General features: G+C 65.3%; 22 protein-coding genes. All 22 read right to left on the bottom strand.

The genetic code is table 11. The features are described 5' to 3' along the window. Positions 1-229 precede the first annotated feature (229 nt). The 22 genes from folD to DFR52_RS23905 all read right to left on the bottom strand — a co-directional run bounded on the left by folD (position 230) and on the right by DFR52_RS23905 (position 22367). Positions 230-1129, bottom strand: coding sequence for a bifunctional methylenetetrahydrofolate dehydrogenase/methenyltetrahydrofolate cyclohydrolase FolD (gene folD / locus DFR52_RS24015; protein WP_110034629.1), 900 nt, complete (start codon positions 1127-1129; stop codon positions 230-232). 110 nt (positions 1130-1239) lie between these two features. Continuing rightward, the gene (locus DFR52_RS24010; RefSeq protein WP_210205904.1) at positions 1240-3984 is read right to left on the bottom strand and encodes a GumC family protein; all 2745 of its coding nucleotides are present in this window, start codon (positions 3982-3984) and stop codon (positions 1240-1242) included. A 217-nt stretch (positions 3985-4201) separates the two neighbouring features. Beyond that, positions 4202-4981: a WecB/TagA/CpsF family glycosyltransferase gene (locus DFR52_RS24005; protein ID WP_110034627.1), complete on the bottom strand. Its 780-nt coding sequence runs from the start codon at positions 4979-4981 to the stop codon at positions 4202-4204. Between the two features lie 205 nt (positions 4982-5186). Beyond that, positions 5187-5741: a hypothetical protein gene (locus tag DFR52_RS24000; RefSeq protein ID WP_110034626.1), complete on the bottom strand. Its 555-nt coding sequence runs from the start codon at positions 5739-5741 to the stop codon at positions 5187-5189. Further along, complete coding sequence (locus DFR52_RS23995; protein WP_245415478.1) at positions 5738-6109, bottom strand: hypothetical protein; 372 nt, start codon at positions 6107-6109, stop codon at positions 5738-5740. The genes DFR52_RS24000 and DFR52_RS23995 overlap by 4 nt, the downstream gene beginning before the upstream one ends. Before the next feature lie 5 nt (positions 6110-6114). Beyond that, on the bottom strand, positions 6115-6675 hold the full coding sequence (locus DFR52_RS23990) for a rod-binding protein (protein WP_110034624.1): 561 nt from the start codon (positions 6673-6675) through the stop codon (positions 6115-6117). A 51-nt stretch (positions 6676-6726) separates the two neighbouring features. Then, positions 6727-7134: a hypothetical protein gene (locus DFR52_RS23985; RefSeq protein WP_110034623.1), complete on the bottom strand. Its 408-nt coding sequence runs from the start codon at positions 7132-7134 to the stop codon at positions 6727-6729. 1 nt (position 7135) lies between these two features. Further along, a complete protein-coding gene (gene fliR / locus DFR52_RS23980; RefSeq protein WP_110034622.1) occupies positions 7136-7891 on the bottom strand; it encodes a flagellar biosynthetic protein FliR in 756 nt (251 codons plus the stop codon). Then, positions 7888-9975 carry a flagellar biosynthesis protein FlhA gene (gene flhA / locus DFR52_RS23975; protein ID WP_110034621.1) on the bottom strand — a complete coding sequence of 696 codons (2088 nt, stop codon included), beginning with the start codon at positions 9973-9975 and terminating at the stop codon, positions 7888-7890. The genes fliR and flhA overlap by 4 nt, the downstream gene beginning before the upstream one ends. A 273-nt stretch (positions 9976-10248) precedes the next feature. Next, a complete protein-coding gene (gene fliQ / locus DFR52_RS23970) occupies positions 10249-10515 on the bottom strand; it encodes a flagellar biosynthesis protein FliQ (protein ID WP_110034620.1) in 267 nt (88 codons plus the stop codon). Positions 10516-10519: 4 nt separating this feature from the next. After that, positions 10520-10927, bottom strand: a complete 408-nt coding sequence (flgD, locus tag DFR52_RS23965; RefSeq protein ID WP_110034619.1) for a flagellar hook assembly protein FlgD — start codon at positions 10925-10927, stop codon at positions 10520-10522. Further along, on the bottom strand, positions 10918-11367 hold the full coding sequence (gene flbT, locus DFR52_RS23960; RefSeq protein ID WP_110034618.1) for a flagellar biosynthesis repressor FlbT: 450 nt from the start codon (positions 11365-11367) through the stop codon (positions 10918-10920). Before flbT ends, flgD begins: the two co-directional genes overlap by 10 nt. Continuing rightward, positions 11364-11711 (bottom strand): flagellar biosynthesis regulator FlaF, encoded by a 348-nt coding sequence (gene flaF / locus DFR52_RS23955; protein ID WP_110034617.1) that lies wholly within the window; start codon positions 11709-11711, stop codon positions 11364-11366. The genes flbT and flaF overlap by 4 nt, the downstream gene beginning before the upstream one ends. Positions 11712-11763: 52 nt before the next feature. Then, positions 11764-12816, bottom strand: coding sequence for a flagellar hook-associated family protein (locus DFR52_RS23950; protein WP_110034616.1), 1053 nt, complete (start codon positions 12814-12816; stop codon positions 11764-11766). 4 nt (positions 12817-12820) lie between these two features. Beyond that, complete coding sequence (gene flgK / locus DFR52_RS23945; RefSeq protein ID WP_110034615.1) at positions 12821-14272, bottom strand: flagellar hook-associated protein FlgK; 1452 nt, start codon at positions 14270-14272, stop codon at positions 12821-12823. A 31-nt stretch (positions 14273-14303) separates the two neighbouring features. Next, positions 14304-15563 (bottom strand): flagellar hook protein FlgE, encoded by a 1260-nt coding sequence (locus tag DFR52_RS23940; RefSeq protein ID WP_110034614.1) that lies wholly within the window; start codon positions 15561-15563, stop codon positions 14304-14306. Positions 15564-15676: 113 nt separating this feature from the next. Beyond that, positions 15677-16348 carry a response regulator transcription factor gene (locus tag DFR52_RS23935; RefSeq protein WP_110034613.1) on the bottom strand — a complete coding sequence of 224 codons (672 nt, stop codon included), beginning with the start codon at positions 16346-16348 and terminating at the stop codon, positions 15677-15679. A gap of 281 nt (positions 16349-16629) precedes the next feature. Further along, positions 16630-17199, bottom strand: a complete 570-nt coding sequence (locus DFR52_RS23930; RefSeq protein ID WP_110034612.1) for a transglycosylase SLT domain-containing protein — start codon at positions 17197-17199, stop codon at positions 16630-16632. After that, positions 17141-18634: a flagellar hook-length control protein FliK gene (gene fliK, locus DFR52_RS23925; RefSeq protein WP_146215669.1), complete on the bottom strand. Its 1494-nt coding sequence runs from the start codon at positions 18632-18634 to the stop codon at positions 17141-17143. The genes DFR52_RS23930 and fliK overlap by 59 nt, the downstream gene beginning before the upstream one ends. Beyond that, positions 18631-20196 (bottom strand): chemotaxis protein, encoded by a 1566-nt coding sequence (locus DFR52_RS23920; RefSeq protein ID WP_146215668.1) that lies wholly within the window; start codon positions 20194-20196, stop codon positions 18631-18633. The genes fliK and DFR52_RS23920 overlap by 4 nt, the downstream gene beginning before the upstream one ends. Positions 20197-20499: 303 nt before the next feature. Further along, on the bottom strand, positions 20500-21738 hold the full coding sequence (locus DFR52_RS23910; protein WP_110034608.1) for a MotB family protein: 1239 nt from the start codon (positions 21736-21738) through the stop codon (positions 20500-20502). Then, positions 21735-22367: a hypothetical protein gene (locus DFR52_RS23905; protein WP_110034607.1), complete on the bottom strand. Its 633-nt coding sequence runs from the start codon at positions 22365-22367 to the stop codon at positions 21735-21737. The genes DFR52_RS23910 and DFR52_RS23905 overlap by 4 nt, the downstream gene beginning before the upstream one ends. Between the last annotated feature and the right edge of the window lie 393 nt (positions 22368-22760).

Here is a 22760-nt window from a genome sequence, read left to right as displayed (position 1 = left end):
TCCTCTGGTCGGAAGCACGCGAAATGCCCCAGGCCGTCGGTGACGAAAGTCACGCGCGGATTTTCGGCGTGGGTGGGGCCGCGCGCACGATGCCACTCTCCCCCCTTGCGGGGCTTCGGAGCGGTGGCCGCAGGTCAGAAATCGATGGAATCGATTTCAGCGATCGAAGGCCTGAGCACGACGCCGCGCGAAGGCTCATGCGGCTTGCCGGGACAGAGGGGGGCCCGCCTCAGAAACGCGGTGCTTCGACGCCGTTGGCGCGGCAGGCGGCGATGACCGTGTTGGCCATCAGCATGGCGATGGTCATGGGGCCGACGCCGCCGGGCACCGGGGTGATGACGGCGGCCTTCTCGGCGCATTCGGCGAAGGCGACGTCGCCGACCAGACGGGACCTGCCCTCGCCGCGCTCCGGCGCATCGATGCGGTTGATGCCGACGTCGATGACGGTCGCACCGGGCTTGACCCAGTCCGCCCTGACCATTTCCGGCCGGCCGACGGCCGCCACCAGAATGTCGGCGCGGGCGGCAATGCCGGCGAGGTCGCGGGTGCGGGAATGAGCGATGGTGACGGTGGCGTTGGCGGCCAGGAGCAGTGCGGCCATCGGCTTGCCGAACAGGTTGGACCGGCCGATGACAACGGCATTCAGGCCGGACAGATCGTCGCCGTGGGTCTGGCGCACGAACAGCATCGCGCCCGCCGGCGTGCACGACACCAGCCCGCCCTCCAGGTCGCCGGTCATCAGCTTGCCGGCGTTGACGACATGCAGCCCGTCCACGTCCTTTTCCGGCAGGATCGACTGGATGACCACATCGGAGTCGAAGCCCCTGGGCAGCGGCAGTTGCACCAGGATGCCATGGACGGCGGGGTCGGCATTGAGATCGGCCACCAGGGCCTCGAGATCGGCCTGGCTGGTGGTCTCGGGCAGCGTGTGCTGGATGGAGGCAAAGCCGCATTCCTTGGCCATGCGGCTCTTCGACGAGACATAGACATGAGAGGCGGGGTCGTTGCCGACGATCACCACGGCGAGTCCCGGGCGCACGCCGGTCTCGGCCGTGAGCCTGACGCTCGCAGCCTTGACGTCTTCCACGACCGCTGCGGCCACTGCCTTGCCGTCAATCACCTTGCTCATCGATGCTCTCCCCGTGCTCGCACAGACCTACGGGATCGGATCCCGCACGGTTGGCCTAGTTGCGTCCTTCTGTGGCAAAATCCGGAAGGCCGGTAAACAGTGTTCTTCGATCAGGCGCTCTTGCGGTCAGGCACCATCCGGCTCCTGAGGCGCTCAAGGTCGCGACGGATATCGTCGAAGGCCTGGACATTGCTGTCGAAGTCAGCGGTTGCGGCGGCAGTCGCCGCTTCCGCGGATCTCGCTCCGGCATCCGCAGCCGGCGCGGCCGCGGGGGCGAGCGGCGCGGGGGCGGGTTGCGCCTGGACGCCGGCATCGGGAAGCGGCCAGGCGGGCGGATGGGGCGGCTCCATCCAGGCCGCCTGCGGATGCGGCGGCCATTGCGGGTAAGACGGCCATTGCGGCGGCTGCCTCCACATCGGGTGGAGCGCCGGGTGGTGCGGGACGAAACCCTGCGGGCTCATCCAGCCGGGCTGGAACTGCGGCCAGAATTGCTGCGGCGGCAGTTGCGGCGGATACGGACCCACTTGGCGCGCCGGGTGCTGTCCCTGCTCCCGGGGATGCTCCCGGCTCCGAAAGACGAACGGATCCGCGATGCCGTCCGACTGAAGGTAAGGCTGCGCTTGCGGATGTCGGGAATCCTGCATCGCGGCGGACGACGGGTATGGCTCGCCGGAAACGCGGGGCGACGGAGTTCCCGCCGGTGGCGATGCGAGGGTCTCCGGACCGCCGGCAAGCAGCGGACCGGCAGGATCGGGTTCGGGATCGCGCAGCGCGTGGATGACCGCGTCAGGCGAAGCCGCCGCTGCGGCGGCCCGCGACGGGCCCGGCGCCGGAGGTTCCGCGCGCGCGGGAGCTGCGGGAATCGAGGGTCCGGGATCCGGAACCGCGGGCGGTGCCGCTTTGCCGAAATGCAGCTCGGCGACCTCGGCGGCCTTCCGCGCCACTGCCGCGGCCGCGTGCAGGACCTCGGTGCGGATCAGGGCCGCCTCCGCCGCATTGATGCCGCGCCGGCCGACATCGGCCACGGATTCATCGTCGCGGCGGCGCGCGCCCGCCTCGGCCGCTGCCGGCGCAGGTGGTGGTGCGGGCGGGGGTGCGGGAACAGATGGAGCGACCGGATAGGAGGCGAAGGGCGGAGGCTGCAGCCGGGCAAGCGGCACGGCTGAATTGTAGGCCGGAAGGCCGCCGGCCGCGCCGGCAACCAGCGCCGTCCCGAGGGCTGCAACCAGGCCGGCGATTGCGCCCGCCGCCGCGAGCACTGCGCGGGGGACCCCGGCGGGATCGGTCGGCGGTTCGGCCGCAGCGATCACCGTGGCGTTGCGCGTCGAAGGATCGCCGGTCGCCGCGGCCGTCGGCGACCGCCTCGTCATGGCCTCGTAGATGTCCCGCTTCACCGCCGCCTGGCGTTCGAGTTCACGCAGCGCGGCATGGTCGGCGGAGCTGTCGATGGTTTGAACCCTGGCCACCGCCTGCTGCTGCGCGAGCTCCTGCTCGGCCTGGATGGTGCGCTGCAGTTCGGCCTGGGCAGCGGCGGCGCTGCCGCGCAGCTCGCTGCGGATTTCCCCGCGGACCGCCTCGAGCGAGGCCTTGGCCGACACATACTGCGGATGCAGCGGGCCGAGGCTGCTGGCGAGCGCATCGGCGGCGGTCCGGGCCTGGGAATAGCGCCGGCGCAGATCGAGGATGGCCGGCGACAGATGTTCCTGCGGAAAGGCGCCCGCGATGACCGCCTCGAGATCGGCGCGGGCAAGGGCCTCCGCCCTCTCCCGGACCAGGTCCTTGCGGCTCCTGACGGCGGCCAGTTCGTCGCCGAGCGCCAGCAGCCGGCTGTCCGCGTCGGGCCCGCCAAGGCCGTCGCTTTCAGCCTTGAAGCGGGCGACCTCGGCTTCCGCCGCCTCGAGATCGGCACGGGCAGCCTCGATGCGGGCGCCGGAGTCGCCGGTCGTCTCGGCCTTCGTGGTCGCCGGCATCGGACCCGCGCCGTCGAGATAGGCCTCGACGATGCGGTTGGCGATCAGCGCCGCCTTCTCGGCGTCGATGCTGTCGACCGCCACGGTGATGACGGAGGTTTCAGGATCCCGCGACACCGACACGGCCGAACGCAGGCGCTCGAGCGCCTCGCGTGCGGCATCGGAGCCGGAATCGCTGTTGGTGAGAATGTCGCTGATCAGCGCCGCACCGGCAAGGATGCCGCCGCCGGCGGTCCGTCCGTTGAACTCCTCGTCCCGCGCCAGTCCCAGTTCGTCGACGATTGTCGACAGCAGACTGGTCGAAGCCAGGATCCGCATCTGGCCGTCGGTGATCGCCAGCATGGCCTGGGTCGACATCTGCGGAGTGTCACCACCCGCGGCCGAAAGCCCGGCGTCGCGCGGATCGATGAAGATGCGCGCCTCGGCATGGAATGTCTGCGGGCTCGCCAGGGACAGCAGGAGACCTGCCCCCGCCCCCGCGACACTCGCCATGGCAATGCGCCGGCGATGGCGCCAGACCGAGGCCGACAGGGAGACCGCAACCGGCGAAACGCCGACCGCACTCCCCGGCATGGTGGTTGGGACGACCGGATCCCGGTCGGCCGCAGCGACATCAGCGACCGCCTGCGGCGGCGCGATCCGTGCCCGCGCATCGGACGGCCGGCGCGGGGACTGCAGCGGGCGCTCAGGCCCAATGTCCCGCACGGTGCGGCCCGGCGCTTGTTGGGGTGCGGCCTGGGTGCGGACCAGATCGGCGATGCGGTCGCCGAGAGACAGCCGATCCGGCTGGCGGGCGGCGACCGCGCGCGGCGCGGAACGCCCGGGCGTTCCCGATGCATCGGCCGGCGCGTGGTCGAGCAGTGACCGTCTTGCGCCAGGCTTCATCCGGTCTTTGCGAAAGTCCGACATGACTGCCCGAACCACCTTTCCATAGATTGCGGCTTCGTTAACGCAACCTATGCAAACATGGGTAACAAATGGTTAATTTTCGGAGTGGCGGCGCCCCGAATTCAGCGAAGGGCGGGCTGAGGACGGCGGAAGGCGGACGCGCAAGGCCCGTTCGCCTCAGTCCACTGCCGGCCGGTCGGAGCCGGGCCCTGGGTCAGGATGCAGGTGAAGAGCTGCTGACATGGCCGCCGAGCTTGTAGCGCAGCACATGGAAGAGAAAGAGCGGATTGCCCAGGACGTAGCGGCGCCACAGCCGTCCCGGCTCGCGGCTGAGCCGGTAGAGCCATTCCAGCCGCATCTCGCGCACCAGGTCGGGAGCGCGGGGCACGCCGCCGGAGATGAAATCGAACAGCGCGCCCACCCCGACGACCAGCCTGCCGTGCCCGGCGCCGATATGGCCGTCGATCCAGATTTCCTGCGCCGGACTTCCCATCGCCACCAGGGTGATGTCGGGCGCAAGCTCCGCCAGCCGCTCGAGCACCCGCGCGGACTCCGCGCGGTCGAAATAGCCGTCGCTGACAGCGGTGAAGTGATGCCATGGCATGAGGACGCTGAAATTTGCCGTCGCCCGCGCCAGCACGTCGGGACGGGCGCCGACAAGCGCCACCCTCAGCGGCCGGGAGACACGCACCAGCAGCGCCGGCACGAGGTCGGTGCCGTTCAGATTGGCCGGGAACGGCCGTCCGTGCAGCGCCCTGGAGGCGATGTCGATGCCGATGCCGTCGGGCAGGACCTGCGACCGCGACAGACCCGATCGGTAGGTCGGATCACGCATGGCCATGTTGGCGTTGTTGGCGTTGAGGAAATTGACGATGCGCTGCGGCTCGTCGCCGGCCAGTCCGCGCTCGAGCTCGTCGAGCGCTTCGGTCCACCCGAGCGACTTGACCCGGATGCCGAGAATATCCCGATCGGCGATGGCTTTGAACGCACCCATGATCCGGCAACTGCTCCAGTGGCGGCCCGGGCATGATGCCCGGTAGACGTTCCCTGCTAGCATCTTTCATTTTTGCTTGCATGCGCGAAGCGGGAATGCGGTTAAGGCTTTCGTTAACCGTCGGTTAACCATGCCGGCCGCCGGACGGTTTTTGCTCCCGCGCAGGCATTCGACGGTTGCCGCCGGTCACGGAGGGACGGCGCCGTCAGTGGGCAGGCGCCGCCTCTGCGACAGGTGCCGCCGGATCGACGGTGGTTCCGGCGCCGACCGGATCGCCGTTCTTGAAGGTGACCTGGCCCTGGCGCATGTTGGCGCGGATGTCATTCTTCGACAGGAAGTCGATCTGCTCGATGATGACGTCGTGGAAGACCTCTTCGCCCAGCCGCTTGTTGAGGGCCTGCTTGACGTTCTCCTTGAACGAGATGAGGTCGAACTGCTTGAGATTGGCAATGTCGATGACCTGGTTGCCGACCAGTTCGGTGTAGAGCACGTCGGTGACCAGCGCGGTCGGATCGACCGTCATCAGCTTGCTCTTGGCCGGATCGACCGTGTAGGAGAGCCGGGTGAGGAAATAGCCCTCGACCGCCCCGTGGGCGATGACCGGCAGCGACACGATCTCGCCGCGGATGGTTTCCAGCCCCCCGAGGAGGGGAGCGGCCGGCTCTGTGCTTTCCTTCTTGTTGGCCATCTGGATGGAAAAATACACCGAGACCAGGGCGACCACGCAGATCCAGATGCCGGTGCCGATCAGCTTGATCATGACAGGTCGTAGGACCGGAACTGGTCGATCGAATAGGTTCCGTCGGCTTCCGCCTCGCTCACCACGTCCTTGAGCAGGTCGGTGACTTCGCGGACGGCGTCCATGTGCGCCTTGACCTTGGCGCTGTTGGCGGCGAGCTTCTCGCTGACCGCCTTGAGCTGCGCGGCATGGACCGCGTTGAAACCGCGCGTGCCGGCATCGCGCACCAGCAGCGTCATGTCGTAGAGACAGCGCCCCTTGAGCACGTTGGACCGAGTCAGGTCGAAGCTGTCATCGCTGCCGATGCTTTCGTTCTCGATGTCAAGAACCTCCTCAAGCCGGCCGAGGACGGTGCGGACGCGAATGTCATCGGATAGGGTCTGGGTCATCGCGCTCATGCCTGGTTGGAACCGGATTTGTCAGACTTGCGGTCGATGCCGACGAGATCGCCGAGAATCGCCATCTGCATTTCATTGACCATGGTGTTGGCCTGGTTGACGACATTGCCGGCCACCTCGTCGGCAGGAATGCGCGGATTGGCCTGCAACTGTTCCATGCGGTCTGCGATGCCGATACCGCCGCCCTTGGCCATGACATTGCCGATCTGCTCGGCCATCATGCCCTTCCAGATTTCGCCGGCGGTGCCCTTGCCGAACATTTCCTCGTTCTCGGCGGGCAGCATGGACTTGACGAAGTTCTGCAGCATCATGGCCTCGAACTTCTGGTAGCCTTCCTTGCGCGAGGCGGCCGCCCCGGCGAGCCCGGGCGCATCGCGCAGACCCGACAGGTCCGGACCGGCGGAGGCAAGCTCGACGGCGAAGCCGGTGGTTCGGGCGGCCGCTCCCGCCTTCTGGCTGGCCGCGGTGGCCAGCACGGATTCGGCCTTCGCCGCGGCGGCGGGATCGGCTGCCCGCACCACGTCGAGAATGAGATCGGTCGCGGTCTGTATGGCCAAGCGCCCACTCCGTGGTTCAATTTCCTGCCGGAGCAATGTGCCCGATGAAGCTTACGCTGGGCTGGTGGACGGGTCCGGCCCCGCCATCGTGGAGTCAAGGAGATCGAGCAGGCTCTCGTCGGCGGCCTCGCGCTCCTCGCTTTCCACGGCACGGGCGGCGGTCTCGGCCAGCCGGTCGGCCTTGGTCTTTTCGGTCAGCACCCGCCGCTCCTGCATGACCTGCACACCGGAGAGCTGGCGGATGCGGCCCTCCAGCGGCGAGAACCGGACGGCATAGGAACCCGCCATGGCGCGGTGGACGGTATCGAGCGATCCCAGCGCGCCGATCAGTGCCTCCTGGGAGGATTCCGCGATCATGCGCTCGCGCAATGTGTGGGCCAGCTCGTTCTCGGCCATGCGCTCGAGCTGTCGCTGCACGCGGACCAGCCGCCCCAACTTGCGCGACCTGCTTTCGGCCATCTCAGCGCGCCCCCAGGAACAGCGGCTCGAAGGCTGCGACGAACTGCTGGAAGAAATCGTTGACGGCCAGGAAGAACAGGATCAACCCGCCTGCCAGCAGGAACGGCGTCGATATGAAGTAGACCGGAATCTGCGGCGCCAGCTTGTTGACCATGCCGATGGCGAGATTGAAGATGAATCCGAACATCAGGAACGGGCTCGCCAGGCGGAGCATGACGTAGAAGGTGGCCGACAGGGTGTCGGACAGCGTGACCAGCGCCATGCGCGCCTCGAAGCCGGCGCCCATCGGCATGAAATCGTAGGACCGAACCAGCGCGCTGATGATCATGTGATGAAAATCGGTCATGAACAGCAACAGCAACCCCGTGGTGGTGATGACCGCTGTCACCTGCCCTTCCGGTTCGGATTCGAAGATCGCGTTGATCGGTGAGGTGTTGAAGCCGATCGCCATGGATACGGTGGTGCCGGCGAACTGCAGTCCGAGCACGATGAAGCGGGCGATCATTCCCAGCACGATGCCGATCAAAAGTTCGCTGCCGACGAGGAAAAGATACTCGGTCCGGCCGCCCTGAATACGCGGATAGATGGTGTCCCAGAGCATCGGCATCAGCGCAAGCGACAGAGCCACCGCCATGAACAGGCGAACCTGCATCGGCAGCCGGAAGCTGGAAAAGCCGGGCAGCACCATCATGCAGCCGCCGATCCGGCAGAAGGCGGCGAAGGCGACCAGAATGCTCCCCTGCGGGTCGTCGATCATCCGATCGCGCCCATGATCTTGATCTCGATGCCCTTGGCGATCTCGACATGCGAGAGCACGGGCAGCGTGGCGAAGATGCGCTCGACGATCATCCGCACATAGGAGCGCGAGTCCGGCGAGGTGACCAGAACGAACGGCACGCCCTTGTCCATGTGGCCGCGAATGACCCTGGTGGCCTCGTCGGTGAATTCCTCAAGCTGGCGCGGGTCGATGTCGAATTCGATGACCTCGCCCTTGGTGTCGCGCTTGAGCGCCTGGTGGAAGGCCATGTCCCAGCGGTTGCCGAGCCTGAGCACGTTGAGCACACCGTTGCGGGCGATGTCGCCGCACAGTTGCTGGGCCATGCGGATGCGGACATGCTCGACGATCTGCTCGCTCTTGCGCACATGCGGCGCCAGTTCGGCCACCGCCTCGAGGATCAGGTGCAGGTTGCGGATCGAGACCCGTTCGGCCAGCAGCAGCTTGAGCACCGCCTGGAAGCCGGAATAGGTCATGTGCGAGGTGCAGATCTCGTCGGCCAGCTTGCGGTATTCCGGGTCGAGCCGGTCGATGAGAATCTTCATGTCCTTGTAGGACAGGAGCTGCGGCAGGTTGTTGCGGATGACCTCGCTGAGATGGGTTAGCACGACGGAGACATTGTCGATGGGCTGGAAGCCCTCGCGCTTGAGATCATCGGCGAAGTTTTCCGCCATCGACATGGCCGGCAGGCCGAAAGCCGGCTCGCGCAGCTCGTCGCCGGGAATGGAGGGCCTGCGGGTGCCGCCGAGGACAACCATGACCTCGCCGACGCGAAGGTCGTTGGCCGACACCGTGGTGCCGTGGATGCGGATCTGGTAGGACTTGTCCTTGATGCCGATGTCGTCGGTGACCTTGATCTCGGGGACAACGAAGCCGTACTGGGTCGCGAATTTTTTCCGCATCTTGGAAACCCGGAACGCCAGTTCCTCGTGGGATCCGAGCAGCTTCGTGGCGACCTGCTTGCCGAGCACAAGTTCGATTTCGGCGGTCTTCAGGATGGATTTGACCGAATCCTTTTCCTTGTCCTTCTCATCCTGCTGGCTGCGGTGCAGGTCCTGCGCCTCGGCGCGCTTGGCGGCGTCGCGGCGGCGGGGTATTGCCCAGCTGCCGAAGGCCATTCCGGCGCCGAGCAGGAAGAAGGGAACGAATGGCAGGCCGGGCATGATGGCCAGCAGGAACAGCAGGCCGGAGGCGGCAAACAGCGCCCGCGGATAACCGCCGAGCTGGTCGATCACCGCCTCGTCGGTGGAGCCGAGCTGGCCGCCGCGCGACACCAGCAGGCCGGCGGCGAGCGAAACGATCAGCGCCGGAATCTGCGAGACAAGGCCGTCACCGACGGAGAGGCGCACGAAGACGTCGGCCGCCTCGCCGATCGCCATGTCATGACGGGCATAGCCGATGATGACGCCGCCGAACATGTTGATGCCGGTGATCAGCAGGCCGGCGATGGCGTCGCCGCGCACGAATTTCGAGGCGCCGTCCATGGAGCCGAAGAAAGAGCTTTCCTGCTCCAGCTCCTTGCGCCTGAGCTGGGCCTGCTTTTCATCGATCAGGCCGGCGGAGAGATCGGCGTCGATGGCCATCTGCTTGCCGGGAATGGCGTCGAGGGTGAAGCGGGCGCCCACCTCGGCAATGCGGGTGGCGCCCTTGGTGATGACGATGAAATTGACGGTCACCAGAATGAGGAAGACGATCAGTCCGATGACGAAATCGCCCGCCATGACCATTTCGGAGAAGCCGCCGATCACGCTACCCGCGGCATTGGTTCCGAGGTGGCCCTCGGAGAGGATGACCCGGGTGGTGGCGATGTTGAGCGACAGCCTGAGCATGGTCGACAGCAGCAGGATGGTCGGGAAGGACGAAAAGTCGAGCGGCCGCTGGATCCACAGCGCCACCATGAGGATCAGCACAGAAAAGGCGATGGACAACGCCAGGCCGATGTCGATCAGGAAGGGCGGGATCGGCAGGAAAAGGATCGAGAGGATCAGGACGACGCCGAGTGCGAAGCCCATGTCCTTGCCCTGAAAGCCGGTCTTCGGGATCGCCAGTACCTGGGGTTCGGCCATTGTCACTCGCTCCGGATCTAGAGCGCCATGCCCTGCACGGTTGATGCTCCAACGCCTTCCTTCGACCGTTCCCGCCTGGGCCGATCCCGCAGTGTCTGCGGGGTCCGGTCGTTGCCGGCCTCATGCCGGCAGTCTCATCCGTTCGTGTCGGGCGGATGTCCCGCCCGGCGTGCCGGAAAGGCCCGGCGGCGCCATGGCCGGGCCGGACCGGTCACGAATACTGATGCAGAACCTAGGGGACGAAGCTTGCGCGAAAATGTCAGGGCCGTGGCGTCAGAAGCCGCTCTGGATGCGCTGGAAGACAACGTTGGTGAAGGTCGAGATCTGCGCGCCCACGAAGGGCGCCGACACCGCGACCGTGATCAGCACGCTGACGATCTTCGGCACGAAGGTCAGCGTCATCTCCTGGACCTGGGTCAGCGCCTGCAGGAAGGCGATGAACACGCCGACAACCATGGCGACGAGCACGGCGGGACCTGCGGCGATGAGCACGGTCCAGATTGCCGACTGGACGATGTCGAGGGCGTCGGCCTCATTCATCGGATCAGCCGATCGTCACGCCGGAGGCGACATCGACTTCCTTGCCGCTGTCGAGAATCGCGGTGACGCCGTCGGATGTCACCCGGACCTCCTGGATCACGCCGGAAATGGTGCCGTCGGCGTTGGTCAACGTGCGTCCGATGATGCTGCCGGCCTGCGAGAGATTGGACGAGGTCAACAGCATTTCCAGCCGCTTGTTGGTCTCGATGGTCTGCTCGACCTGGGAGAAGGTCGCCAGCTGGGCGATCTGGTCGGTCGAATCCATCGGCTCGGTCGGATCCTGGTTCTTGAGCTGGGCCACCAGCAGGCGCAGGAAGGTGTCATAATCGACGGCCGATTTCTTGGCCGCCTGGTCGGCCGCAGACCCGGAAGCCACTGCCTGCTTGTTGATTGCGACCTGATCTACGACCATGGGGCGAGTTCCTTGCGAATCTGTTCGATTGTGGCGGCCGGCATGTCGCCGGTGTTGAGAACCCGATCCTCGGCCGGATACAGCGCGCGGATGGCCTTGAGCGCCTCGAAAGCACGACCCTGGGTGACCATGCCGTCGATGTGCTTGAGCTCGGAAAGCACCTCGTCGTCGCGGAAGCAGGCGAGCAGCATGACGACCGATTTCCTGAACATGACCATCGCCTGATCCCCGCCCTCGGGGTTCATCAGCATCATCTGGACGATGAAGTAGAGCTGCCGGAGCGGCGTCGTTGCCTGTTCGGGCTGCAGGACGTGGTTCTCGAGCAGGAAGGTCACGTCGTTGAGGAACTCGACGGCGACCTTGCGGTCGACCCGCAGCACGGCACCATTGATGAAGATCCGTTCCCCCGCCTTGAGGGAAATGCGCAGCGAGCTTTTCATTTCAGGCCGTCCCTGATGATTGCGGAAATGTCGATGATTCCCTTGAAGTTGGTGGATTCGCGCTGCCGGATGCGCTCCGCTTCCTTGACCACCCAGATGCCGATCGAGATCAGGTTGGCGCGCAGTTCCTTGTCGAGCTGGTTCTCCGGAGACGCAAGGTCCTCCACGAACCGGACCCACAGGCGGCTGACGAAATAGACAGCCTCCACCGACTCGCGCGATTCGGCGCCCTTCTCGATGGCGAGCGTCATGAGAGCGATGGAATGATTGATCGCTTCCCGCTCACGTTCGCGTGCTTCAGCAACTCCATCTTCCTGAATATCCGCATAAGAAAACTGGTACATTCAGACGCCCTTCATGTTTGTCCAATATTCCCGGTCACCCCGGGAAACGCGCTTACAGATAATTCGACAGGCTCAGTTGCTGTATTCTCGAGGTCAACTTGTAGGAAGTCTCGACCTGGGCAAGCAGCGAATTCATGCGGGTGGACGCCTCGTAGGCGTCCACTTCTTCCAGGCTGTTCACATGCAGCTGGACGATCTTGATCTGCGCCTCCAGCGACACGTTTGCCTTGGCCACGCGGGCCTCTGACAGACCCAGCCGGCTGCGCTCGTTGTCTATTCCCGAAACCGCCGCGCCGGCATATTCCATCGCCTTGGTGTTGACGACCGCGCGGGTGTCGCTTGCCAGCGGCATGCCGAGAAGCTCCAGCCCGATGACCGCCGCGAGCGCGAAACTGCGCATGCCCGCGGTGTTGGCGTTGGTCGTGCTTTCGATCAGGTCGTTGCGTGTGATCCGGCTGGTGACATTGGTGTCGGATGCCGAGGACCAGTTCGTGGTCCAGTCGGTGCCGGTGAACGACGGCTCGAGCGTGTTGGTGATGAAGTCTTCCATCTGCGCAGGCGTTATGCCGGAGACCAGCGGATCGGTCTTGGCAAAACCGAAATGGCTCTGGAAGGTCGAGTCGAAGGCGGCCTGGGCCGGCGATGCCGGATCAAAATAGTTGGCGAGCGGCCTGGCGTCGGTGTTGATGCCGGAGAAGACATATTCGCCGTTGGACGAGGTGTTGATGGCGCCGGTGAACGCCTCCAGCGCCGTCTGGACGTCCCGCTTCGCAATGCCCAGGCGCCCGGCATCATCCGTGCTCGTGACCGTGATGAACGCCTCGAGCATGCTCTGCGCGTTGTCCGCCATGAGCGTCATCGCGCCCTGCGAGGCCGACAGTCGCTGCGTGGCCAAAGCGTTGGAATCCTTGATGTTGTCCAGCCGGAGCAGGTCGCGGTTGAGCGCGACGCTGCGCGAGGCGCCGGCGCCGAGTGCCACGCCGATGTCGGCGTAGCGGCCGGTGACGATTTCCTTCTGCAGGTTCTGCACTTCGTTCTGCGACGTCGAGATCGTCAGCCGCATGGCGCTCTGAATGGCAATGTTGGAAATGAAGCTTGTCTTCATGATGTTATCTCACCACCGCGAGAAGGGCCTGCATCATCGTGTCCACAGTCGTCAGCAGCCGGGCGGCCGCCTTGTAGGACTGCTCGAGATCCAGGAGCAGCGACATCTCCTCGTCCAGCGAAACGCCGGTCGCGCTCGAATGGGCTTCGCTGGCCCGGTACAGATAGGCGCTGCGGATTTCCGCCGAGGAGGATGCATCGCTGCGGTTGAGCTCGAGCCAGCCGACGCTGTCGGCGGCGAATGAGGTCAGGCTGCCGGTGGTCCCGATGCCTGCGGAGGCATCGAATGTCATCGGGGCATCCATCCCGGAAACGAAGGAGTCCAGCAGCGCCGAATAGCTGGCGGCGCCGGTGGTGTTGGACGTGTAGGCGGCGCCGTTGATGCCGCCGTCGCGCAGCAGGTTGGGATTGCTGAGCAGTGCCGGATTGACCTGGATGGTGGCGGCCATGCCGGCAACCAGCGTGCCCGCTGCAGGAACATTGCCGCCAACCCAGGTAAACAGGCCCGGCGCATCCGGCAGGGTGGGAACCGCCGACTGGTCCTTTTCGGAAAAGGTCGCCACCAGCCCGCGGGCGATTTCATCGAGCTGCCGCTGCATCGTCGGGGCCAGGTCGTCGCGGATCTGCAGCTGCGCCTGCAGGCTGCCCGTGGCAGTGGTGCTGGCGCCCTGCCCCGCCGACAGCGGGACGCCGTCGATGTAGACCTTGTTGCCCGGAATCGAAGCGGAGAAGCCGCCCGAGGCCACGAATGTCACCGGACGGGGGACGGTCTCGAAAAGCGCGGTGCCATCGGAGGTGTAGAGCGCCATGTCGTTGCCGGCGCGGCTGACCGTGCTGACGCCGACGATCTCGGAGATCTGCTTGAGGAGATTGTCGCGTTCGTCGAGTTCGTTGTTGACGTCGCGGCCGGTCTGGGTGCCTGCAAAGACGCCGTCGTTGGCGACCTTGAAGCGGGCGAGCAGGTCGTTGAGCTTGTCGACCTGCAGGGAGATCTGCTGATCCGCGTTCGAACGCACGGTCTGCACCGCGGCCGATGCGTCGCGCAGGCCGGCCGCCACCAGCGTGGCATCGGCGATCGCCGTCGCGGCAAGCGTCGTCTCTCCCGGTTTGGCGGCGAAGGTCGCCAGGGTGTCGCGCATGGTGGCAATCAGGCTCGCCGGCGAACTCTCGTAGTCATTGCCGCCGTAGATGTCCTTCATGCGCGACAGGCCGTCGAGCAGCGTGGTCTGCGCGCTAGATTCCGCCGTGCCCTTCAGCGACGCGCGGAAGAGCACAGTGTCCTGCGCGCGCTGCGTGGTGACGACGTTGGCGCCGTAGAGCGATGTCGCCAGAACGGCATCGCGGCGGGCATAGTCGGGATTGTTGGCATTGGAAATGTTGCGCGAGATCACAGCCGTCTGCGTCGATGTGTTCGACAACGAGGCTTGAGCTGAACTGATCGCGCCAGAAAGTGACATAAGGCTGCCTTCTCATTCCCAGAAACTGGGCCTATCTCTTGAGGTTGACGAGAACGTCCATCAGGTCGGAACCGGTCTGGAACACCTTCGAATTCGCCGTGTAGCTGCGCTGCGAGGCGATCATCGTGGTCAGTTCCTCGGCGATATCGACGTTGGATGCCTCGAGCGCACCCGAGACAATGGTGCCGAACTGACCGGAGCCGGCGAAGCCCGTGGTGATGACGCCCGAATCGACGCCCTGGGCATAGACATTGCCCGGCATCGGGCGGAGCTGGTCGGGGCTCTGCACGCTGGCGAGCGCCAGTCGGTAGAGCGGGTCGAGCTTGCCGTTCTCGTACTGGGCGTAGAGCGTGCCGTCGGTGCCGATCTCGACGCGGGTGACGGCGCTGGGCGCATTGCCGTCGACATTGGCGTTCTGGACGACGAAATTGTAGTTGAGCTGACTCATCTTGGCGAGATCGACGGTGAGCGATGTGCCGCCCGGGACCGCCAGGGTGATGTCCGACGCGCTGGCGGCCGTCAGCAGTCCGTTGGTCGGGTCGAATTCCAGCGTGGAGGTGGCAAGCGGACCGGATGCATAGGGAAAGGACGTGTTGGCGGCCGCGTCGTTGCGATCGAAGACCGCGACCTCCCAGGTGTTGTCGGCGGTCTTCGTGTAATAGAAATCGAGCAGCACTTCCTTGCCCAGATTGTCATAGACGACCAGCGAACTCTTCGAGTTGTAAGTGGCGGTGGCCGCATTCGCCGAGGGCAGGTCGGCAGCCGCGATGGCTGTGGCGGACGCGTTGAGATTTGCCGTGAATATGCCGACCGTCGAGGGCTGCGCGGTCAGGCTGCCGGAGGCGACATTGACCGGCACCAGGCCATCGAAGCCGTTGACGACGGGAGCCGGCTCGCCACTGGCATAGTCATAGCCCAGCAGGGTGTAACCGGCGGAATTGACCAGATTGCCGTTGGCGTCGGGAACGAAGGAGCCGGCGCGGGTCAGGAACGGCAGTCCGTTCGGATCGTTGACGATGAAGAATCCGTCGCCGTTGATGGCGAGGTCGGTGCCCGAGGAGGTGAATTCGAGAGCGCCCTGCTGGGTGATCGAATAGCGCACGTCGGTGGTGACGCCGCCCGAATTGTACTGACCCGAAACATTTGGAAGGATCAGCGAGGAAAACTCGGTGGATGCCTTCTTGTAGCCGGTGGTATTGGCATTGGCGATGTTGTCCGCAACAGTGCCCAACCGACTTGCCTGGGCATTCATGCCGGACGCACCGGTTCGCATCATTCCATACAGGCTCATTGCATCATCCCTCGTTTCATACCAGGAACCAGTCTAACGGACAGGCCTTGCGTGAACCTGTTTTCCGTGCGCCCGCAGGTCTTTATGGCCTCATGCCGACCCAAGACATCAGTCTACTGCCAGTCGATCAGATAACCGAGGAACCGCTTGGAATCGATCGGATCGAAATCGAGGCGCATGCGCAGCTTCTTGCGCAGCTTGCTGATGTGGCTTTCCACCACATTCTCCTCGACGTCCTCATCGAAAATTCCGTAGATGGCGCTGAAGATCTGCTGCTTGGTGACCCGACGACCCCGATTGGCCACCAGATATTCCAGGATGCGGCGCTCGCGGCGCGGAAGAGCAAAGGTCTTGCCTTCGACCTCCGGATCACGACCATCCGAGAACACCCGGATCGGTCCGATATCGACATAGTTGGCGAGTGCCTTGAGGCGGCGCCGGATGGCTGCCGCACGGGCAAGAATCTCGCGTGGATGCACCGGCTTGCGCACAACGTCATCGACGCCGCTGTCATAAAAGGCCAGCGTCGATTCCAGTGACGGAGTATCGGACACGGCGATCACCGGTGCCTGCGAGCGATCCCGAATGGCGCGAGGCAGGCTCAATGTGTTGGAGCCCTGGCCAATCAGGAAGGCCTCCACCGCATTGATGTCCGCATCAGCCGCGGTGCTGACCCATTCGCCGAATTCCGTCGAATCAAAGCTCGCAGAGGGTACGCCTTCGCGCCCAAAGAGCGATGCATAGCCATCCGTGACCAATTGCCTGTCATCAACCACTACGATCATTCGTCCGCCTCCGAATCAGTGTGGTGCATTTTCCAACTGATAGGTACGAGTCGGGGGATTCAGCGGCAACTACAGATACTCTTGGGTGCTAATTAAGGCTTGATTAACCATGTTTCGCGCTGATTTGGCTAGATATTGTGCCTACGCCTCAGTTATGCACAAAAAAATGATGGATAAGTTAACAAAAGGTTAATTTTTCGCTTGCATCGTTAATCTGCGCCACAGTTCTGCCGCACGGTGAATTAGTCACCAAAAACTTGTAGTTTCTCCCTCAGGTTGCATCACCTGCAGAAGTCGGATGCCGCGGGAGTCCACGCTCCGTAGCCTGTCGCCACAAGATTGCCGATCACGCGACACACATACTGCTTCTGCGCGGGGTCGTTGTCGGGACCGGCATGGTAGCGGGCGACTGCCATCGTCCAGGTTTCGTGGCGCGCATGCAGCCGGGCAAGGAATCTGGCCGCGTATTCGACATTGGCATGCGGGTCGAACATGGCCTCTACCGAGCGGAACTCGCCGCCGTGATAGTGCTGGTTGATCTGCATGCAGCCGACATCGATCAGCTTTGCTCCTCCGGCTCGGGCCCGGGCGAACTCGTCGAGCGCCTCCCGCTTGCTGGCGGCAAAGACTGTCCGACCCTCGATGTTCAGCGCATAGGGATAGAGCGCTCCCTTGCGCCCGGTTTCCGTCAGGCCGACGGAGTGCAGGATGCCGGCCGGTATGTTCCACTCCCTCGCCGCCTGAAGAATCTCCGCTTCGCAGGCCGAGGATCTTGCATTGGCAAAGGACGGTTCAGAGGTAGACACCATCATTGCGACCAGCAGCAGACACAGATGATGGAGCAGCTTCATTTGCGGATGTCCCGGACTGGTTTGACTGGTTGTTGCCACGGGTGTCGCGCTCGCCGCTGCCGCCGGCGGACGCGTGGCTCGCTTCCTGGCCCTGCCCTTGCTGCGCGCCGGCACTGAACCCGCCGGGCTGCCCATTCTGGGTCGCGGCACGATCGCTGACCACATGCTGGATCGTCACATGCTCGACGGCATAACCTTGAGCACGCAACGACTTGACGATCGCCTGGCTATCGTCGTTGAGCTGGCGGTAGGCCTCGGCCGTTTCCACCTGCAGATCGACGGTCAGCGTTTCACCGGTGAGTCTCATGACGGCGTTGACGTGACCGAGCGAGAGCGGATTGAGCTGGATCTTCAACATGGTCAGCGGCTGCGATCTGGATTGCTCGGCGGCAAGGATGGCCGCTGCGGGCGAGGCCGCGACCGGCCCGGCCTGACTGCCGATGTCCCGACCCAGGTCCGACAGGCCGCGGGTCACGATCGCAGCATTGCCCGACAACGCAGCGGATGCAGGCGAGCGCGCGTCGGCATTGACGGTCCGGTCGTCGACAGGCTGATGCTCGGGATCGGCACGAAGAAAGGTCCGGGAGCGCTCCGCCGGACTCGACGCCTTTCGAGCCTCGGGCGCCGCCGGATCGGAACCGGCCGGATCCGCCACATCGGACACGGCGACATCCGGATTGACGCGGCCCTTGCCGTCGGCGGCTCCCGGCTGCCGGACAGCCGCTCCGGAGCCATTGGCGGCGACCGCAGACATGTCCGCCCCGACCAGAGGTCTGGCTGTGGCCGGAACGGCCGGAGCTGCTCTCGTCTTACCGGTGTCGTCGGCGAGCGTCGCATCAGCGGCGTCGACCGCATCATCCGCATCCGTTACCGCCAGGACCGTGACCGTCTTCTTCTCGTCCGGCCTCACCGGGCCGGCCTCGGCGTCGGAGGCCCTGGGCTGCTTTCTGGCACTGGCGAGAGCGGATGCGGGATCAGCGCCCTCCGGATTGTCGTTGGCAGCCACGGAGCCAAGCTTCGGCGTCTCCTCCTCGGGCACCTTGATGCCGAGCAAGGCGGCGAGCGCCTTGGCCAACGCCTCGTTGTCCATGCCGGCCTCGAGCGGCGACTGCTCCTCGGCAAGCGGCGCGGTGTCATTCTCATCCGGATTGGCGCGCAGATGCGCGAAGAGGGCAATCAGCGCCTTCTCATCGGCAAACAGCAGCGACCGGCCGGTTCCCTTGCCCGGATTCCCCGCTGTCTTCTCTGCATCGGCGGCGTCTGCATCTGCATCGGCGTCGGCAGGCTTGCCCTGCGCCTGCTGAATATGGCCCATCAAGGCGGTTGCGAAGCTTCCACCCCTGTGGCTGTCCCCGCTCCCTGCAGGGGCATCGGCGTGCGGCCCGGGCGCCTTTGTCGGCACCTGCCGCGTCAGCATCATGTCAAGCGTATTCACGTTCCTGCCGCTCCTGTCCCCTGCTTGAGGAGTTTGTCGATTTCATCCAGCGACTTCTGATGCTGGCTGACATAACCTTGAAATTCCTTGTCGGCGGCGACGTCGCCGTCGCTTGGCGGCGCCTCGCCCGCCCCGGCAGCCAACGGCGATTGTCCGCCCGCATCGGCGACAGGCTCTTCGGCAGGCACCGCACCGGCGCCGGTCTCGGCTTCCGGACCAATCCTGGGGGAAGTTGCTTGCGTGAGGCTGGCCGGATCCGGCTTGCTCAGCACATCGTAGGCAATCTGGCGGGCGGCGGCGCGCAACGCCTTGTCGCGCGGCGAAAGCTGCTGTTCGGGAACTGCATCGAGGGCGGCCATGGCATCGACCACCTCGCCTGTCGGAACCTGAGCCATGCTCGAATAGAGATCGGCCATCGCGGCAGGACCGGAATCGGCAGGATCCATGAGGGCTTCGGCCTTGGCCGCGGCGAAACTCGCCAGCGGCAGCATGCCGCGGATGACCGCCTTGCGCGAAATGCGCAGGTAGACTTCGCGCTTTCGCGGCCGGTCCATGACGGTCAGCACCTCGTCGAGCCGGGCGTCGCCGACGCGGTCGTAATTGTCGACGAGAAGATCCACGAGCAGGTCTGCATACTGTCCTGCATAGGGAGACCGTATGAAGCGGCGGGCGTAGAGCGCGGCATATTCGATCGCCCTGTCGACCTTTCCCATGTGCTGGGCGACCGACAGCGAGCGGCGGAGTGCGGCTTCCTCGACCAGTGTGCCTGGCGCCGTCAGCCTGGCCCAGTCAAACAGGCCCAGGGACGATTCCTCATTCAGTCCAGCGAGCACATTGGCCGCGACCAGCGCCAGATAGGGCCCGATGGTGGTCTCCTGGTAGATCTTGACCAGGTCCAGCAGCGACGTCTTTGTCGCGGCGGCGCGGCCATTGAGGTAGGCGCGCAGCACCGTCGTGATCTCGTTGTCGAAATTGCCGAACCGGTCGCGGATGACGAGCATGTCCAGCGTCGCCGGATTGCCGCCCGACATGGCATAGATCAGCGCCGCATCCACATTTCGCGGATCATCGAAGACCGTCTGGTCGGCCTGCCTGAGGCGGGCGTCGATGACGCCGAGCAGGAAGCGCTGCATGTCCATGGCCGAATGGTCGCCCTGGACGACGGCGTCCTGGACGAACTGCAGCGAGCGGACCAGCTTGTAGGGATCGAGGTCCTCCGGCTTGCCGGTTTCCGGTCCGCCTGCCGCGGCGGGCCGGTCGGCGGGCGCCTTGACACCTGCGAGCGCAGGTGGCTGCGCCGGATGCGCGGGTGCATGGCCCGCTTCTGCGGGGGCGTGGCCGGCATCCGCGGGGGCGTGGGCGGCATCCGTGGGGGCTTGGGCCGCATCCGCGGGGGCGTGGGCGGCATCCGCGGGGGCGTGGGCGGCATCCGCGGGGGCGTGGGCGGCATCCGTGGGGGCTTGGGCCGCATCTGGGGACGCATGGCCGGCCTCTTCCTCGACATGACCGGGCTGGCCGGGGACCTGGTCGACGGGATGCGGGCCTTGCGCATCAGAGGCCACGGGTGCATCTGCGGCCGGATCATGTCCCTCCGTGCCGGGAGCTGCAGCGGCGTCCGGCGGCGCCGGCCGGTCTAGCTCCTGCAAGGCCTTCAAATGCTCGGCCAATGTGCGCTGCCTGGGCTCGGATGGCGGGGCCTGCTGCGCGACGGGCTCCGCATCGGCGTGTCCCTCGGCGGGGTTGCCGGCCTTCGTCTCATGACTGGCCGGCGCATGGGCATCGTTGCTGCGCGCGGGTCCACAGCCGAACGCCGCCAGCAAGGCGGCGGCAAGCAGGAGACTATGGAAGCCGGTCCGCGGCACCCGTCAGCCTCCCCCGGCCTCGACCAGAATTTCGATGCGCCGATTGACCTCGGAGAGCGGATTGGCCGGATCCTTGAGCCGCTTGTCGGCAAAGCCGGAGACCTGGATGATCCGTTCCTCGGGAATGCCGCCGCGCACCAGCATGAACAGCGCAGAATGGGCGCGCGCCATCGACAGACGCCAGTTGTCGTCGCTGGCATTGGCGAAGGGCCGGGCATCGGTGTGGCCGCGAATGGCTATGGATCCGGGGCGCTTGGCGAGCACTTCCCCGATCTTCTCCATGGCGACGACGAGGTCACGCGCCGGCACGGCCGAGCCCACATTGAACATCGCCATGTCAAGTTGGTCTGTGATCGAAACCAGAAGCCCGCCCTCGGCGGGGGTTACGGTAATGCCTTCTGCGAGCTTGCCGATGGCGCCCTGGCCCACCTCGCGGTTGATCTCGGCGGCCAGATCCGCCGCCTCTGCGGTGGCCTTGTCGGCTTCAGACCCAGCTTTCACGGTGTCCGGCTGGACCTTGCCGGCCTCGGAGGTCGCCGGTTTTTGATCCGCCTCGGCGGACTTGCTGTCGGGCGCCTGCGCGGCCGCATTGTCCGGACCTGCACCATTCAACGGCTGGCCTTCCGCCTTGACCAGCGTCTGGGCTTCCTCAAGCTGCTTGCGCTCCTCCTCGACGCTCTTGGACCAGAAGTCCGGATCGAAAGGATCGCGGTAGGCCTCCCCGCCCGTCGCGCCGGTAGCGGGTCCGGATGTGGCGGCGCCGCCATCGCCCTTGGCGCTGATATTGCTCTGATTGCCGGTCTCCTGGGCGATCTCGGCGAGCACGGCGTAGGGGTTCTCGAAATAGTCTGCTTCCGAGTAGTCGGTCTTTTCGCCGGCGGTGGAATTCTCCTTGTTGCCGCTGGCCGCACCTGGACCGCTCGTGGGGGCCTCGCCGACTGATTCCGATTTCGGTGCGGTGGCCTCGCCTTCGGCGGAATTGCCCACCTGCTTGATGCCCCGCTCCGACGGCTTCTCGTCCATCAGCTTGATGGGATTGAAATAGCTGGCAACCGAAGCCTTGGTCTCCTCATTGGCGGCATTGACCAGCCACATGACCAGAAAGAAGGCCATCATCGCGGTCATGAAGTCGGCATAGGCGATTTTCCATGCGCCGCCGTGGCCACCCTCGTCATGATCGCCATGGCGGCGCTTGACGATGATGATCTCGTTCTTGCCCTGATGGATGGTTTCGTCGCTCATTTCAGCGCCTCCCGCAGGGACGCGGCCCAGGCGTCAAGTCGCGTGGTCCATCTTGTGCGATCCATCGTGACCACCAGATCCACCGATTGGGTCTCCGTCAGTGTCATGACCGGGCCTTCATCGCCCAGAAGGCTCGCCAACGCCTGAAGCATGGATGCCGGCCCGGAGACCTCCACAGCGGTCTGCGCGTCGATCGCGCAGGCGTCCCTGATCTCGCTTGCGAGCGCCGCAAGCATGCGGTCAGCCAGGGCCTGGTCGAGCAGCGGCCGGATGACGGCTGCAACATCGTCGGCAAGACTCTCGGCAATGCGGTCCGCCCGGTCGGAGACCGCGCGCGGCACGGCTTCGGCCGCAAGTGCGGAGAGTTCGACACGCAAGGCGTCGAGTTCGGCCCGGTGGCGCAATTCGATCTCGGCCAGCGCGGCAGCGTGGCGTTCGCCGAGCTCGGCCTCGGTCTCCGCCCGCGCTTCGCTCCAGGCCCGGGACCGGGCGGCTTCGCGGATGGCGTCAAGGTCGGGAAGTTCGGCAGACTGGGGACCAGGCTGATGCACGGGAGTCTCGACCCGCGGCAGACGACCGGCCACAGAAAGATCGAAATCCGGCAGGAACCGCGCAAGCGCCGCGCTCATGGATTGCTCCGGATCGGCTGGTGGCTGGCGTCAGTCGGATTCATGGTGATCCCGTTCAGGTCCTTGATGGCGAATGACCGCAAAACCGGCCGACGGAAACCATTTCATGGAACCGCCCGTTCGCACCGTTTGCACGCTAGGGCGCTAAACTTGCGCGAACATGAAGAAGCCGGACCGCGCCGAGGGCAATTCGGCGTGACCCGGCTGATCCGCTGCATCCGATGACCGGCGGCACAGCAGAATGGGATGATCATCTCAGCCCTCCGGGCTGCCGTGACTGGACGGCGCCGGAGGGCCAGGCCTTAGCCCTTGAAGAGCGAGAGGATGTTCTGGGAGTTGGAGTTGGCGATCGACAGCGACTGGATGCCGAGCTGCTGCTGGGTCTGCAGCGCC

Source organism: Hoeflea marina (assembly GCF_003182275.1).
Classification (GTDB): Bacteria; Pseudomonadota; Alphaproteobacteria; order Rhizobiales; family Rhizobiaceae; genus Hoeflea; species Hoeflea marina.
Note: the sequence above shows the minus strand (reverse complement) of the source record. Positions and strands in the feature narration are given on the sequence as shown.